The organism is Echinicola marina (assembly GCF_020463795.1).
GTDB classification, from domain to species: domain Bacteria; phylum Bacteroidota; class Bacteroidia; order Cytophagales; family Cyclobacteriaceae; genus Echinicola; species Echinicola marina.
Genome location: NZ_CP080025.1, coordinates 3,476,543 through 3,493,022, shown reverse-complemented (window position 1 = coordinate 3,493,022; position 16,480 = coordinate 3,476,543). Strand labels below are relative to the sequence as shown.

General features: G+C 40.4%; 11 protein-coding genes. 3 read left to right on the top strand and 8 right to left on the bottom strand.

The genetic code is table 11. The features are described from left to right. Positions 1-305: 305 nt before the first annotated feature. The 8 genes from KZP23_RS14165 to ggt all read right to left on the bottom strand — a co-directional run bounded on the left by KZP23_RS14165 (position 306) and on the right by ggt (position 13,132). On the bottom strand, positions 306-4,274 hold the full coding sequence (locus KZP23_RS14165; protein WP_226332414.1) for a PAS domain-containing hybrid sensor histidine kinase/response regulator: 3,969 nt from the start codon (positions 4,272-4,274) through the stop codon (positions 306-308). A 339-nt stretch (positions 4,275-4,613) separates the two neighbouring features. Continuing rightward, entirely contained in the window at positions 4,614-6,149 is a 1,536-nt protein-coding gene (locus KZP23_RS14160) for a sulfatase-like hydrolase/transferase (protein WP_226332413.1), read from the bottom strand. 31 nt (positions 6,150-6,180) lie between these two features. Beyond that, on the bottom strand, positions 6,181-7,737 hold the full coding sequence (locus tag KZP23_RS14155) for a sulfatase (protein WP_226332411.1): 1,557 nt from the start codon (positions 7,735-7,737) through the stop codon (positions 6,181-6,183). Between the two features lie 498 nt (positions 7,738-8,235). Further along, the gene (locus KZP23_RS14150; RefSeq protein ID WP_226332410.1) at positions 8,236-8,481 is read right to left on the bottom strand and encodes a YtxH domain-containing protein; all 246 of its coding nucleotides are present in this window, start codon (positions 8,479-8,481) and stop codon (positions 8,236-8,238) included. Positions 8,482-8,625: 144 nt separating this feature from the next. Further along, positions 8,626-9,084 (bottom strand): hypothetical protein, encoded by a 459-nt coding sequence (locus KZP23_RS14145; RefSeq protein WP_226332408.1) that lies wholly within the window; start codon positions 9,082-9,084, stop codon positions 8,626-8,628. A 237-nt stretch (positions 9,085-9,321) separates the two neighbouring features. Next, entirely contained in the window at positions 9,322-10,311 is a 990-nt protein-coding gene (locus tag KZP23_RS14140; RefSeq protein WP_226332407.1) for a 2-hydroxyacid dehydrogenase, read from the bottom strand. A 460-nt stretch (positions 10,312-10,771) separates the two neighbouring features. Further along, positions 10,772-11,140 (bottom strand): response regulator, encoded by a 369-nt coding sequence (locus tag KZP23_RS14135; RefSeq protein ID WP_226332405.1) that lies wholly within the window; start codon positions 11,138-11,140, stop codon positions 10,772-10,774. Between the two features lie 249 nt (positions 11,141-11,389). Then, positions 11,390-13,132, bottom strand: coding sequence for a gamma-glutamyltransferase (gene ggt / locus KZP23_RS14130; protein WP_226332404.1), 1,743 nt, complete (start codon positions 13,130-13,132; stop codon positions 11,390-11,392). Positions 13,133-13,501: 369 nt separating this feature from the next. Here ggt and KZP23_RS14125 point away from each other — a divergent pair, with 369 nt between their 5' ends. The 3 genes from KZP23_RS14125 to KZP23_RS14115 all read left to right on the top strand — a co-directional run bounded on the left by KZP23_RS14125 (position 13,502) and on the right by KZP23_RS14115 (position 16,412). Then, complete coding sequence (locus tag KZP23_RS14125) at positions 13,502-14,386, top strand: AraC family transcriptional regulator (protein WP_226332400.1); 885 nt, start codon at positions 13,502-13,504, stop codon at positions 14,384-14,386. A 1,362-nt stretch (positions 14,387-15,748) separates the two neighbouring features. Further along, positions 15,749-16,255 (top strand): HIRAN domain-containing protein, encoded by a 507-nt coding sequence (locus KZP23_RS14120; protein WP_226332399.1) that lies wholly within the window; start codon positions 15,749-15,751, stop codon positions 16,253-16,255. Position 16,256: 1 nt separating this feature from the next. Continuing rightward, the gene (locus KZP23_RS14115) at positions 16,257-16,412 is read left to right on the top strand and encodes a hypothetical protein (protein WP_226332398.1); all 156 of its coding nucleotides are present in this window, start codon (positions 16,257-16,259) and stop codon (positions 16,410-16,412) included. Positions 16,413-16,480: the final 68 nt, after the last annotated feature.

Genomic DNA, 16,480 nt, shown 5'->3' with positions numbered 1-16,480 from the left:
GAATTTAGAATGTATTCCATATTCTGGAAAATTGGCACAAGCAAAACCCTTCATTAAGCCTCAAAATCAACGATTTAACTTTCAGGCATATCAATTGTTATTTGTTTACCAAGATCCTCCCGGTTTTTGGGAACTGATCAAAAACCTGAGCCATTAGAATACGAAAAGAATGAATCAGGTCATGGTTGCTTTAGACAATAGGAGAATACTTAAGGTTAGTTAGTAAAAGTTGATTGATCACCCGATTACCAACTCGATTATACTTTAAGTTAAGCTTTCGTGAGGGATGATCCCTCCGAAAGCTTTTAATCTTTTATATACTCCTTTATGGAAGTTATAGATATCTCCAACTCCTCCAAAGCCTTATCTATCAACACCTTCAAATTTAAATCTTCAAAATCTTTACAATCGGAACGTTCAATTCCACCGGACAATTCAGCCAGTTTTTCCATTCTCAGTGATTTAGCAGATCCATATAACTTGTGGGCAGCAATGGTCAATTGCGGGTCTTTAGCCGCTGCAAATTGCATGATATCACGGAGTGAACTCTCCAGTTCCTTTAGGCCTGATTTCAAAATAACCTGAAACATCGGATCTTCTATCTCTCTAATGCCTAACAAATTCTTTAACTGCTCCACATCAAAATCACTGTTGGGGGCTGCTTTAAGGGCTTTTATCGGACAAACAGCATGATGGGTGCTCATCTCCCATTTCTCCAGTAACTTGATCAAATCCACTTCCACAAATGGTTTTGCGATAAAATCGTTCATACCTGCCTTAAGGCACTTTTCTTTCTCTCCCTTGATATTCCCCGCAGTCAAAGCGATGATCAGGATATGCTGCTGTGGATATTTTTCCCTAATGGCTGCAGTGGCCTCATAACCATTCATTTCGGGCATTTGGACATCCATAAAAATAATATCCGGAAGCTCAGTGGCACAGATTTCCAAAGCTTCTTTTCCATTACTGGCTTCTAAGACTTTGATGCCAGGAGAAATATTTTCCATGACCGTTTTTGCCAATAACATATTAATGGTATTGTCCTCCACCAACATCACTTTGACACCATTGGGCAAAACCGAAGCTTCCTGCTCCCTTTTGATCTCCTGCCTTTTATTACTTTCTTTTCGGTTGATCGCCAGTAGCGCATCATACATATCCCTTAATTTGATCGGCTTAACCAACCTCAATTGAACATTGAGTTCCTTACAAGCCTTTACTATTTTTTCATCATCGGAAGAGCTGTGCAGAAAAATAATCGGTTGGCTTTCGAAACTTTCCCTAATCTTCCGTATTGTCTCTATACCATCCATCATAGGCATATGATAATCCATCAGAATCACATCAAATTTTTCCTCATTGATAAGCCTTTGGATGGCATCGAAACCATTCTTCGCCTGAACAGTCGCAATTCCTCTTAGCGCCAGCATTCGCTCTAGGATCGTTCTGTTGTTCTCGTTATCATCGACTATCAGAATATTCTTGATGTTGAGCTCTTCATCCCACACCATGGGCTCCCCATGTTCACATTTCACCTTTAGATCAAAGAAAAAAGTACTCCCCTTCCCCACTTCACTTTCCAAACACATTTCACTGCCCATCATATGAAGCAAACTATTGGAAATGGTCAGTCCAAGCCCAGTTCCGCCATACTTTTTGGTGGTGCTAACATCTTCTTGGGAAAATGCCTGAAAGATTTTCTTCTGTTTATCAGGATGTATCCCTATCCCTGTGTCCTTCACAGAAAACCTGATGCTCATCTCTCCATTTTGGTCCTTCTTGCTCAATGGCCTCAATTTCAATTCGATTTCTCTCTTTTCTGTAAATTTTGAGGCGTTTCCCAATAAGTTCACCAAAACCTGTTTTAGCCGCACACTATCCACCCAAATATACCTGGGAATCTCCGGATCGATATTCAGCAACATTTCTAGTCCTTTCTTGTGGACTTCATAAGTAATGATATCACTTGCCTGGTTGCTAAGTTCATACAAGTCACTTTTGTCCACATCCAGATCCAGCTTTCCTGCCTCGATCTTTGAGAAATCAAGTATGTCATTGATAATGTTCAGCAGGGAATTGCCAGACTGATTGACAATAGACAGGTACTGGGATTGTGTTTCTGTAAGCTCTGTTTTTAATACCAAATCCGTAAAACCAATCACCCCGTTCAAAGGCGTCCTGATCTCATGGCTCATATTGGCCAAAAATTCCGATTTGGCAATACTTGCCTGCTCAGCGAGCCGCTTGGCTTTCTTCAGTTCTTCTCTTTGCAGACAGGTTTCTGTAATGTCCTGGGTAAGCATCATGATCCCTCCTATCTCTCCATCAAACTGGTACCAAGGCCTTACTTCCCACCTTAGGTATTGCTGGTGGTCCCAGCCAGGAGGCGTCCATATATCTTCTTCATTACTGATCACTTCCCCCTTCAAACACCTGGAATGGATCTCCTTCCACTCGTCCGTAATACCAGGAAATACCTCGTAATGAGACTTGCCCTTCAAGTCTTGGCCCTGAAGTCTGTATTCTTCAAGCCACCTGTTTGAATAAGCCACATATTTTATTTCCGTATCAAACATGGCCACTGCAGCTGGCGCATGGGTAACAAAGGCATTTAATCGCGCCTTCTCTATAATGAGCTGCTTCTCTGCGTTTTTCCTTTCGGTAATATCTGTCGCAATACCCAAATACCCTATTATATCATCCTTTTCATTTCTAATGGGCGTTACGGCCAAAGAAACATACAATCTGCTACCATCCTTTCTGATATAAGTCCACTCTCTTTCCTCTGCTCCCACCAGCTGTGACTTGTACGCAAATATCCTAAACCCCGTTATCGTCTCTCCGTACTCCTTGCTTAATTCTTCCCCTCTTTTGGCCAGTTCCTTAGGATCATGAAAGATGACCGGGCTTTCTTTATTGACCATCTCCTCCGCACAATAGCCCAGCATTTTTTCTGCACCTCTATTGAAAACGTTGATGACCCCATCTATATCTGTAGAAATAATACTCACTTCCGAAGAAGCATTCTGAACATCCTCTAATAATTTCTTGGACCGGATAATTTCTATTTCTGCCTTCTTTTTTTCATCTATGTCCTGAAAGGCACCAAATAGCCTTACACAAACACCATTTTTAAACTCCGGACGCCCCATGGCCCTGACCCATTTTTCCTTACCCTTGGCAGTAATCAGCTGTAGCTCCAGATCATAAGGTTCTCCTTTTGTAGTCGCCCTTTCAACAGCTTTGATTATTTTTTCCCTACTCTCACCCTCTTTGTAAAAGTTAATCCCTTCATCAATTACTGGCTGGTAATCTCCCCCCACCTCATGGATCAGCTGGGTCACTTCTGACCAATAAAGTTTCTTACTGGCAAAATCACATTCCCATCCACCTACACTCGCCATCTTATTGGTATGTTCTAGCATCTCTTTAAGACGATTATATTCCATCTCCAATTTATTGCGCTCAGTGATGTCCAATGCATTGCCCAAAACATATGCCGGTCCGTCCTTACTCTTCTCCAAAACATTTGAAAAAAGCCAAATTCGAAGCTCCCCGGACTTATTCAGAATTTTCATGGTCCCCTGGGCAAATCCCTTATCTTTGATGATTTTAAGATAAGCATCGAAGCCTTCCTGACGATCAACAGGCATAAGGTCCGGAAGTTTCTTACCTATCAAGTCTTCCTGATTATAGCCCAAACTGTTCGAACTGGATTCATTCACCATCAACAGTTTTCCAGAAAGGTCATGGATACACATCAAGCCCAAAGAATTTTCAAAAAATCTCTTGAATCGCTGTCCTTCATTCCCTTCCATCCCCTCCAATTGGGATAAATGCTCCTTAATTCCCTCCAAAATAAGCCCTTGGGATTTTAGCTGGTTTTCATCGGGCTGGCGGTCTCCTTCCCCCAATAGCACAAGCCAATGCCCGACGATTTGATCTTCAAGCTCGAGAGGCAAAACAGCAGCATAGGACAACTCAACATCCCCACATACAAAACCAACAAGATCCTCAAGTTTTGAATAGTCCAAACCTTCGGAAAAATCCTGACATAAAAGCTGAAAACTATCCTGCTGCTCCTTAAAATCCCCTTCACTAATGCCCAGCCCCACTAAGTACCGGATTTCCTCATCTTCTTTTTTTACAATAAGAGCAACAGGTAAATCCCAATTCATCCTCAACAGCTCCAAAGACCGCTGCACTTTGTGGGTGATTTTTGAGTATTTTGTAAGCTCAGATTGATCATTATTGGTAACTACTTGCTTCATCATTGGGAACAAAAATTGGTCAGGCTAATCATACCCATCTTTTTCCGGTTTCCCCCTAAAAAAACGTAAGTAAAAACTAGCGCAAATAATATTAAAATCAGTATGATTAAAGATATAACAACACAAAGGAATTAGGAAATTCTTTCCTTCAAATTAAAGCCCCTACTTCCTGCCATATCTTAAAAAATTATCTACAGGACAACCTCAACCTCTCCCTTCATTTATCCTGATCAGCTCAAAAAAATATTGCCCCAATCTCTTACTATATGGAGCAAAAGCTTGGGGCAATACCAACAGATGACTTGAAATATTATCGCTACCCCCGGATAATCAACTCATTACTCACATAAAAATCTCCGAATAAACAGGCTTCAAATCCAGGGGATCATCCATCTCTTCCTGTAACTTCAGCAAATCTTCAAACATACTTTTCACCCTATCTGCATATTCCGGCTCTTGGGATAAATCATTCATCTCCATCGGATCCTTATTCATGTCAAACAATAGTATTTTATTAATTTTTGGATAAACCATAAGTTTAAACCCATCCTTGCGGATCATCCTTTGGGAATTCATATAAGCACCATAAATACCATTTTCATAATGACCTCTTTCTTGCTTACCTTTTGCCAAGTCCAAAAAACTGTTGAACGCTACATACGATGGCTTTTCAATATGGGCCAGATCTAAACTACTAGCCATAATATCTTGAAGGTAAACATCCTCATCGACCAGCTTCCCTTTCGGAATATCGGGACCGCTTATCATAAGCGGAACCCTAATACTGTGATCAAACATACTCTGCTTACCCATCAATCCATGGTGACCTACTGACAAACCATGATCTCCGGTAAAGAATATATAGGTATTTTCCATTTTTCCTGAAGCGGCTAAACTGTCCAAAATCTTTCCGATTTGCTCATCCAAATGCGTTATGATGGCATAATATTCTTTCAGATGGGTCTTTATGGCCAATTCAGTCCTTGGGAATGGTGCCAAAGCCTCATCTCTCAAGCCGATGGTATTTCCTATGGCCTCCTTATAAGGATATTCTGGCAACCAATTTTCCGGCACCGGTATCTCGTCGATATCATATCTATCCAAAAATGACGGTGGTGCCTGCCTTGGGTCATGGGGAGCATTAAAGGCCACGTACATAAAAAAAGGATTTTCCTTATTTTTTGCATCGGCCAAGAAGTCCAGTGCATCATCCCTGACTACTTCCGACCAATGTTTACCTCCAGCCCAATACCCACCATTACTCGTATCAGCAGAGGACCACGAGTGATCATTTATATCCAAGGGTCGGAAATAGCCCTTAGGCCGTAAATCCCTATAATCTCTTCCCGCACTTACCGCTTCTATCAACTCCTTTTTATCCGGAACTGTGCCCCAATGATCACGGGGCATACCTGACCGCACATGACGGACCTCTTTAAACACCTGGTCTGGAGCAGCATTTACATGCCACTTTCCTGTCATATAAGTATCATAGCCCGCACCCTCCATTAAGCGACCCCATGTCTGTTGCATCGCCGTCGAGTCTCCGGAAGTCCAGGGGGCATTCATTTGCTGGGCCTGCCAAATATACCTTCCGGAAATCATCATGGCCCTGGATGCCACACAAATGGCACCATTCCACCCTCCCATATTATAGGCATGGGTAAAAGTAGTACCTCCCCTGACCAAGCGATCCAGGTTTGGGGTTTCGATCACTTCATTGCCCAGCGCATGAATGGCTTCATAGGTAAAATCATCCGCAAATAGGAACAGAATATTGGGCGATTTTACGGCTTCTTTGTCTGCATCATCAGGACGATGCTGGCATGCTCCCAAAAGCAGGAGTGTACAGAAAAACAATACATGGCAGCTCTTCATTAGGTTTATTTAAATTTCACTGAACACTTAATCAATCCTTAGTAACTTTTGAACCCCACCAATCTGGATTCGGCTGCCAATCTTTCTCAAACATTTCCATCCTTTGCTTTTCTAGCTGTGGCAACCTGACTTCCCGGGCCTTATTGAGCACTTCCCTCTCCTTGTCAGCATCATATTGCGGATCCTTCTCTGGTAGATTCGCCTCCGTTTTATCCAGTCTTTTGAAAAGTTTTTGTTGCAATTGCTTGGTCACCTTAGGCTCAAGGGAAGCCAAGTCCTTATATTCAAAAGGATCCGTTTCCAAATTGTACAACTCCGGCTGCCCATTCTCCCAATAGTAAATCAATTTCCACTTCCCTTCCCTTATGATCGAGCTAGGATCTCCACCTTGATTTCCATAATGCGGATAATGCCAATAAAGGCTTCTCTTTTTCATGGCTTCTCCCTTCATAGCAGGAAGTAAACTTATACCATCTACTCTTTTACCGGTATTTTTAGCTCCAACCAAATCCAAAATGGTAGGATAGAAATCAATTCCACTCGCAGGATAATCAATCAGCATATTGGGCTGCATTCCCGGAACTTTAATAAAGTAGGGAACACGAAGCCCTCCTTCCCACTGATAGCCTTTACCGCCTCTAAGCGGCAAATTGGAAGTGGAAAAATTATCTCCTGAAGCCACACCACCATGATCTGAAGTAAACACGACAATGGTATTTTTGTCCAATCCACTTTCTTCTAAGGCATCCATAACGATACCCACAGCTTCATCCATGGTTTCTACCAGACCTGCATAAACCGGATTATCCTGGACTTCTCGGATAGGCAGTCTTCTTTCCATGGCAAAACCATTTTCTACAGGTCCTTTTTGCACTGCTTTCTCTCTATATTTGCTCCACCTCTCCTCGGTTGTTTGGATAGGGCCATGAACCGCATAAAAAGCCAACATGGCAAAGAAAGGTTGCTCATGATCTCCTTTGATATACTGTGCCGTTTCCTTGGCCAGTCTGATGCTTAGGTTTTCTCCGTCTGGGCCCTGCTCCAATTTAGGATTGATATATGGGGCAAAATACCCTCCCAATGGGCTGCCTTTATCCCAACCACCTTTGTTGATATCAAAACCATGATCCTCAGGATAAGAACCTTCATCTCCCAAATGCCATTTTCCCGCATAAAATGTCGCATAGCCCTCTTGCTTCAATGCCTCTGGAAGCGTCAGGAAATCGTTCCTCAACTGATGTTCATAATGAGGGGGCAATAATTTAGTGCTTCTTCCATAATTTCTCCACTGCTCTCCTTCAGGCGCACCTATCCAATCAGTTATTCCATGCACATCTGGGCTCACTCCTGTCATGATACTAGCTCTTGCTGGACTGCAGACCCTTCCTGCGGTATATCCTTGGATAAACTGAAAGGAAGATTTTGCCAATGCATCGATATTGGGGCTTTCATAAAAAGTGCTCCCTGTGACGCCTAGATCATGGTAACCCAAATCATCTACCAATACAAAAACGATATTGGGTCGCTCTTGGGCCATCGATACAGGACTTGACACCATAGCCAATAGCCCCATCATAATTGGAGCCATTAAAAACCTTATCACGCTACTACTACAATATTTCAAAACAATTTTCTTTTGATTTACAAGCTAAAAATACAAATAATAAACAAATACAATAGTTTATCGCGATAAAAATAAGTTTTCGAAAATAGCATTTAGAAACCAATCCATGTTACCGAAGCTAATAACATATCAGAAATATCCCCTTCATCCCCTATGTCTTTTTTCTGGACCAATCGAAAAAGTCGATGGGGCATGCTATACCTGCTTTGCCTTTCACCATCCCTCATTAGTTTGATCCACCGATGCACACAGATGTGATGATTTTTTCAGGATAAATCTGTGTTTTTCTTCTTTATCTATGGATAATCATTATCCTAAAACCCTTTAGGCCTGCTCCAATTCCCATCCACTCTTTAGAAATATGGATAGATCCCTTTTCTCTAAGAACCTTTCCATTATTAAATAAAGCAGCCCCCTCAATGCTATGAGGAGGCTGCTTTAACCTAAACAATCTCTAATTAATCAGGACTCATTATTTACTATGGTCTCCTTTTTCATTTTGATTTTCTGTGAAAGTTCATTGATAGAACCCTTTAATTCATCAAACTTCTTGTCCATCTTACCATTTAAGGAGTGGGCCAAATCTTCACCTTGTTTTTGAAATTTCTTTCTGGTCTTGCCACCTTCATCTGGAGCAAACATAACTCCCAAGGCTACACCTGTAAGCAATCCTGCTGCTATTCCTAACAATACTTTTCCTTCACCCATAATTTTACAAATTTTAGTGGTTAATAATTTCAATAAACATATATTCCATCAAAACATCTGCTTGGTATAAAAATCAAATGATCTGATACATTTAACGTTGCAACAACCATGCTAAAACCACAGCATAGACAGTATTTTAAGCATTTATTCTCTTCCTTCCTCAGGTTGGAATGCATCCAAGCCATCTTCTACCAATCGAAAAATAGTCCTCTTTAATTTTCTAAAGTCTTTGGCCAGAAGATTCAATAAATGCTCTAATTCTTCATGACTGGAAATAATAAGATGACTTGCGGATTTGTTTCCGGATTTCAAATGCTCACTGATGGCCTTCATCTGACGGTCTATTTTAAAATCCACTTCCTCTCTTCTTCTATCCAAAATCATCAGCCTATTTTCAATTCTCCGCACATGGTTAAGATCAATATCCTCCATAAACCTGTAGAAATATTTCCCTAAAAGTTCCTTGAGAAACCGGAGTTCATCTTTATAAAAAGCCAAATCTGAACGCCAATGTTCTCCCAAGGCATAACAATTCGTCAGTATATCCCCATTGAGATTTAGGTTCACCCCAACACCTGATTGTATTCCTATTTGCCCTGCCATGTCCCAGACTTGTTTTGATTACATGAAGTCCTGCTGCTAATTCAGCGCAACGCATACACGCTTAATCTATACTGTCCCAAATGGACATCCCATTAGACTCACGCTATTGTCCCTTTTAATAAGGTCCTTACATGATTCCCAACACCTAATTTGTTATATCTTAATTTAACCAAATACCATGCGATTGGCAATATTTTTATGAAAAATATCCTCTTTTCCTTAAAAGGAATTTTCTCCTTATAATTTTAGCTCATTCGGGCTGGGCTTATTCTTATCCCAGCAATCTAAATTAAATGCAGTGACTTCTGCTATCTTCTCCAAGGCTTCCTTTGTTAGAAAAGCCTGATGACTTGTGATCAGAACATTTTGGAAAGTTAGTAAGCGGGCAATCACATCATCCTGAAGAATATCTTCGGAATGGTCCTCAAAAAACAAGTCTTCCTCCTCTTCATAAACATCCATTCCCATTGCCCCGATTTGCCCACTTTTCAATCCTTCTATAACATCCAAAGTATTCACCAATGCTCCCCGACTGGTATTGATCAGCATCACGCCCTTTTTCATCTCCTTGATGCTTTCCCTGTTTACCAAATACCTGGACTCAGGACTAAGAGGCAAATGAAGACTGATAATGTGGGAGGACCGACACAATTCCTTAAAACCGACATACTTCACGCCATATTTTTCCACCAATGATTCATTGATATAAGGATCATAAGCTAAAATCCGACACCCAAATCCTTTTAATATAGCCACCACTTTACTTCCTATTTTCCCCGTACCCACTACACCAACTGTTTTGCCTTCCATATCAAAGCCTACCAAACCATCCAAAGAAAAATTAAGATCCCTTATCCGGTGATGTGCACGCGGCAATTTACGGTTCAAGGCCAACATAAGCGCTACAGTATGTTCCGCTATGGCTGCAGGAGAGTATTCTGGAACCCGGGCCACCTTGATGCTTAGTGCTGCTGCCTTTTTCAAGTCCACATGGTTAAAGCCGGCAGACCTTAATGCCAAATACTTCACGCCCAATTGGCTCAACTTTTCCAGCACAGCCGCAGAGGCATCATCGCTTACAAAAATAGATACGGCATCACATCCCTCCGCCAGCCCAGCAGTATTGACTGTCAGTCTGGCTTCGATCAAATGAAGCTGGTGATTGGGAATCGCCGATTTCAGATAACTTTGCTCAAATTTATGGGCACTGAACACACTTACTTTCATAGGAATAGCATTAATTTTTTATTGCAGTCTTAACCAACAAAGCGCGCTTGAGCTTCTCACTTGTATTTAAATTTAAGCGTTTTTTGAGGACATAAAAATGATATTTGTCAACTACCAAAAGATAAATCCCATTAGATGTACATTTCTAAAAATGGATCAAGCAATATTTCTGGGACGTGAATAATTTCAAACTTAAATTTTGTCCACTCTTGTCAGATTAAGCGTAGTTTAAGTAATAAACCTACTTAGACAGTCAATTGCGCAAAAGGATGAACATGGAACTGCTTATTTATAATACATATGCGTTCATCCTTATCCATCAGTGGTTAATAAATAGCGCATATCAAAGCTAAAAATAGACTGTTTCCCCCAGCTTTTCGGCTTGGTCCATGAAAATTCCACAAAAAAAATCCATACCGCAATGATATGGATTCAAGTAAATGATTTCTTTAAAAGGACCTTACATTTTTGGACTCAAAGCCCTGTCAACCGCCAAATGCAAGGATTTGATCGAAAAGGGTTTTTGAAGTATAAAACTATTTGGAATCCTTTTTATCATCTTTTTCATCGATTCGCTGTTTTCATTTGTACTTAAAAACAACAAAGGGCAGGAATAGTCTTTCCTGATATCCCTCGCCGTCTCAATACCATCCTTTCCTCCATTTAATCTTGTTCCCAAAATCACAAAGGAAGGTGCAAATCGATTGACCAATGCTTTTGAATTGATCCCTGAACCGATACTACATACCTCATAATCTTTGTAACTGAGGATTTCTTTGATATTATCGGCTAGATCAAAATCTTTCTCTAGAATTACGACTTTAGACATAGTTTTCTGGTGTGTGTGGCAACAGATTCGTAAAAGAATAAATTAGAACAATTTTAATACCAAAATGTTTGCTGGTGAGACAAACTTGATACCCAAAACATTCTAACCACCTGAATTACAACGATTATGACCTGATTTTAAATCATAATTATTTCGGAAGATATTACAATATTTCCATAAAGCCAAAATTAATTATTGTACCAAAAAACACCAATGTCCAAATCAATTCCACATATACTATCCCTCTCACTAAAAACCAGCTGCCCAATCGTCTCCCCTAGGATCTCCAGCCCCCTCCAAAAACCCCTCTGCATTGACCAAAATGGCATCTACCCTACCTATATTTCCCCTTTCTTTGATCTCATGTCCCAGTCCTTCCAAGATTGATTTTGTTGCTTCATCAATAGCATTCTTCTCTGGAAAAATAAAGTTAGGCTTCCATTGATGATGGATTCTTCCTGATGAAATGGCCTCAGTCATGTCCATACTGTGGTCTACCACATTTAATATGGTCTGGTACACAGAGGTAATAATGGTACTGCCACCAGGCGTGCCCACCACCATCATTAGTTTTCCGTCTTTTTCCAATATCGTAGGCGTCATGGCACTTAACATCCGCTTTTCAGGCTGAATGGCATTTGCCTCTCCCCCTAACAGGCCGTAGACATTGGGCACCCCAGGCTTGCTGCTGAAATCATCCATCTCGTTATTCATCAAAAATCCAGCTCCTGTAACAAATACCTTCGAACCATAACCAGAATTAATTGTCGTGGTCACTGAAACAGCATTCCCATTGGTATCAACGATAGAATAATGCGTGGTCTCTTCACTTTCCTGATGGTCAAAATTCATGGCCAATACTGCTTCACTATCGGTTGCATGCGCGGTATCGATTTCCTTCACCCTGCTCTCCAAATAAGCCTCATCCAACAAATCATCCTTGGGCACATCCCAAAAATCTGAATCCCCCAAGTGTTTAGCCCTGTCCGCATACACCCTTCTTTCCATTTCTGTCATCAAGTGAATGGTCTCTGCTTGATGAAAGCCCAAATCTCCCAAGGGAAAATGGGCTGACATTTTCAACAACTGCATCAATGCTATTCCTCCACTGCTGGGCGGCCCCATACTGAAAACCTTGATGCCCCTATAATCCCCCACAATTGGAGCCCTCCATTTTGCCTCGTACTTCTCCAAGTCCTCTAACGATATGATCCCATTTCCTGCTTTCATCTCAGCCACTAATAGCTCGGCTGTTTCTCCTTTATAAAAACCATCCCGGCCATTTTCCTGTATCCTTTTCAAAGTCTCGGCTAGATCCTCCTGCACGAGTAGATCCCCTTCTTTCCATTCCCTATCCAACCTTACCAATGGAATATGGGTACTGTCCCGATTATGTTTTATAAATAGAGGTTTATAGCTGTTATAGTTTTTTGCCTGCCTTTCAGTAATGGGGAAGCCCTCCTTGGCCAGTTTATAAGCCGGGTCGATCAATTCTTCCAAAGAAATAGAGCCATATCGTTTATGAGCCTGAATCATCCCATCCACAGAACCAGGCACGCCTGAAGCCATCGGACCGGCTAGACTGAGCCCGTCTATGATCTCACCGTTTTCATCCTGATACATCTCTTCATAAGCTGACAGTGGAGCCTTTTCCCTAAAATCCAAACTGCTCACTTCCCCTTCCACCGGTCGGTAAATCATAAATCCCCCACCACCGATATTTCCGGCAGAAGGATACACCACCGCTAGCGCAAAATGCACTGCCACCATCGCATCAATCGCATTTCCTCCTCTCTCCAAAACTTCTACCCCAACCCTTGTGGCCTCAGGATGTGCACTCACCACCATGGCTTTATTGGCCAAAACCGTTTTGCCTTCCTTATAATTCTTCCTTTCAAAATTTGAACAGGCTAAAAATTGGCTCACCGAAATTATTAGGACCAATAAATGCGCTAACCTAAGCTTAGGACTATAAATTCTTTTCTTGGACATAAATCAACTGTTATTTAATGGGATCAATTATTCATCTTTATACAGTTACGACTTCTTCGCAATATTCAAGCTGCTCCAAGCTTCCCTCCCCTTCAGCCCTTTGGGAACCTAACTTGTTTGAAATCGTCTTTCACAAATCAATCATCAAAAAGCGGTGCTTGACCTTGACCATTTGCACCATCCTTGTCTTTTAAACAGACATTACCTATCTGTTGGACCTCTATATTAGCCCTATTTTATAAGTCAGTTTAATCAGCTTTCCCCTCCTAAAAACACATCAATACACTCCTAAATATAATATCAAACAAATTATTTTTCATTTTCCTAGCCTTATTGTAAACTTAAGCTATTATTCGAATACCCAATAAAATGAAACCCTTATTATTTAAAATTGCCAAAACAGAGGAGGAGTCCATCAGGATCCTACAGGAAGATTACCCGTATTTTTATGACAACCTGCATTATCACTCCGAGACACAGATCATGGTGATTTTGGAGGGAGAAGGCACCTATTTTGTGGGGGATGCCATTGGCAACTTTAAAGCAGGGGATATATTCATTTTGGGTTCTAACCTCCCCCATTTTTTCAGAAGCGACAAAAGCTATTACGAAGAAAACACCCATTTAAGATCAAAGAACATCTCTATCATCTTCTCTTTGGAAAGTCTGGGCGAAAAATTCTTGGAACTTCCCGAGTTTTATGCCATCAAACAACTACTGCACTACAGTAAAAGGGGCCTGATGGTCCAAGGTAATGCCCGCACCAAATTGTATCAATCCGCCAATAAAATGCTGCATAAAAAAGGCATAGAAAGACTGATCTATCTCCTAAAACAGCTGCATAAATTATCCAGAAGCAATGAACTGATGGCCTTAAGCCATATTAATTTTGACCATGAACCTAAACCCACCGATACCAAAAAAGTCAATACCGTCATTAACTTCATTATGGATAACTTCTCCAAGGACATCACCCTCGCTGAAGTTGCCAATGTGGCCAACCTGAGTGTCAATGCCTTTTGCCGCTTCTTCAAGCAGCACACCAGGAAAACCTTTTCCCAGTTCCTTAATGAAATTCGTATTGGTCATGCCTGCAAACAACTGATAGAAGAAGGATACAGTGTAAAAGAAGTAGCTTTTGATAGCGGATATTACAATATTTCCTATTTCAACAGGCAGTTTAAATCCATCACAGGCTATACCCCTTCCCAATATATAAAAACCCATACCCAAAAACATCACCGGGCAAGTTAGCCCAATGCTAAATAGCCCTTTATGAAATTTTGACTCCATTGCAGACAAAAAAGATGATGTCCTCGTCCAAGTTTCCCGGAAAGTATAAACTGCTCTGTCTTGTGGTTGTTAGGCGCTAAGAAAAGGCCTGTTTTCAGAACAATATTTTCTAGTAGCTATATCAGTAATTTCACCAGTATAGGTTATAAGCGAATCAAAACTATAGTTTTGATTAAAACAATCACTTTTTAGCGCAACTTGACATGCTTCTTTGACTGTTTGAAGAATACGAAAGACCTAGTGAAAACACCACCAATCTACAAGCCCCCCTACTACCTCCCTGCAATTATCCTCACATATATCTATTGCCCAATTTACTTTCTTTTGGATCAAACATGCTTTTCTCCCAAATTATCTTCGGATTTCACTCGGAATTTTCCGAGGGTAATCCAAAGGAGATCCGAAGGTGATCCCTGAGTGATCCAAAGAATATTCTGTTTTCCCTCTAACCAAGGTCAAGACAGACCAAAGCCGGAATAAACAGAAACAGGCAGAATAGACCGAACCACCTAGGCAGAACCATCAATGAGACAGGAAACTGTTGGACGTTTAATTACAATTTTACAGGTTCAAATAAGGACTGCTTGAAAAGCTATCGACGGGATGATTTATTTTGGAATCACTATGGACTGTATATGAAATAAGGATAAAGCTCGTGATTTGTACTTGTATACAGAATTGATCAATCTTAATAAAAATAGTCCTCTCTAATTATTCCTATCCCAGCTATTCGGTTAGTACACCCTTCAGTCACTTTATTAGTTCTTTTCACCAAGAACCATTTATAAGTTATTGCCTTATTTGGCTAGTTTATTTCCTAAAAAACGATATTAACATCAAAAAATACCATAATTAAGGTATTTCTTCTCCGCTTTTTAATTACTATTTTAGTTGTGAATAAAATATAAAACTATTTTCCTCATTCCACACACTGATACCTAAAATGCCAATTCTTTTAACTATTAGACTTCCTGTTTTGCTTATGATTTTTGACTGTTTCAAGCGAAGTAACTTTGGACCACTGATAAAATTGAACGACCACGAATACTTTAATTTCATTTTTGGGGCAAAGTATTTCTTAATGCATAAAGTTAATCTCATTGATCTTAGCACTAAACAGTCAAGCTTCTATTTCAAAAAGTACAGTTGCCCCGGAATTTTCTTGGATCCAAATTCCAGGTTAGGCGTATTCAAAAAAACAGAAAATAAAAAAGCCCCGAAGATAGTCGAGGCACTAAATGTTTTCACAACGGAATAATCCTTATTGTGAATTGTTTTCAGGTCAGAAATAGACATGATCTGCATAAAAAACCAAAGCATTATATGAAAATAGACAGAAAAGAATTTTTAAAGGTCATCGGTCTAGGAAGTGCCAACCTAATACTCCCTCCACTGGCCGCTCAGCCAAACTATAATCCCCATTTACTCTCCCAGTCAATAAAAATTTATGACAACTATATCAAAGGAGTACAATATTATGATTTGGGTAAATGCATGAAACTGATAAAGCCAGGAGATAAAGTAGGTCTAAAGAGATTTGCAGATCATAAATACGATCGCTTTGCCATTGGGGTGGAATGGGAGAAATATTTCTTGGGCTATTTACCGGCCTATGAAAACATTGTCTTGGCCAACCTGATGGATGCCGGTGGAAAACTAGAAGGAATGATCACTTCAAAAGGCTCTATCTATGAAGTCAGCATTGGGATTTGGACAGAAATAATCATCAATTCCAATGCCGCCACATCAGAAAAACTCAATGAACTACCAGCAGATAAGGTAGATGATATTTATAGAAGCAATAATTTTTATGATATAAAAGTAAGATAATATGAAAAGGATATTAGGACTGGATTTAGGAACAAACTCAATTGGGTGGGCTTTGGTTGAGAAAGACTTTCAAGAAAAGTGTGGTAAACTGAAAATGGAAGATAGAGAAGGAAATGGTGGAGAGAAACAGGAAATCCCACGGAGTACGCGGGATTAAGAATTTCTTCGGCTTATAGCCTTGTTGTGAATTGTCTTTCAGAAAAACAAAAATACAAATAAAATTTT

What these genes read in the sequence shown, in the direction of transcription:
- KZP23_RS14165 (WP_226332414.1), bottom strand. Translation starts at nt 4,274, where the DNA reads ATGATGAAGCAAGTAGTTACCAATAATGATCAATCTGAGCTTACAAAA.
- KZP23_RS14160 (WP_226332413.1), bottom strand. Translation starts at nt 6,149, where the DNA reads ATGAAGAGCTGCCATGTATTGTTTTTCTGTACACTCCTGCTTTTGGGA.
- KZP23_RS14155 (WP_226332411.1), bottom strand. Translation starts at nt 7,737, where the DNA reads ATGGCTCCAATTATGATGGGGCTATTGGCTATGGTGTCAAGTCCTGTA.
- KZP23_RS14150 (WP_226332410.1), bottom strand. Translation starts at nt 8,481, where the DNA reads ATGGGTGAAGGAAAAGTATTGTTAGGAATAGCAGCAGGATTGCTTACA.
- KZP23_RS14145 (WP_226332408.1), bottom strand. Translation starts at nt 9,084, where the DNA reads ATGGCAGGGCAAATAGGAATACAATCAGGTGTTGGGGTGAACCTAAAT.
- KZP23_RS14140 (WP_226332407.1), bottom strand. Translation starts at nt 10,311, where the DNA reads ATGAAAGTAAGTGTGTTCAGTGCCCATAAATTTGAGCAAAGTTATCTG.
- KZP23_RS14135 (WP_226332405.1), bottom strand. Translation starts at nt 11,140, where the DNA reads ATGTCTAAAGTCGTAATTCTAGAGAAAGATTTTGATCTAGCCGATAAT.
- ggt (WP_226332404.1), bottom strand. Translation starts at nt 13,132, where the DNA reads ATGTCCAAGAAAAGAATTTATAGTCCTAAGCTTAGGTTAGCGCATTTA.
- KZP23_RS14125 (WP_226332400.1), top strand. Translation starts at nt 13,502, where the DNA reads ATGAAACCCTTATTATTTAAAATTGCCAAAACAGAGGAGGAGTCCATC.
- KZP23_RS14120 (WP_226332399.1), top strand. Translation starts at nt 15,749, where the DNA reads ATGAAAATAGACAGAAAAGAATTTTTAAAGGTCATCGGTCTAGGAAGT.
- KZP23_RS14115 (WP_226332398.1), top strand. Translation starts at nt 16,257, where the DNA reads ATGAAAAGGATATTAGGACTGGATTTAGGAACAAACTCAATTGGGTGG.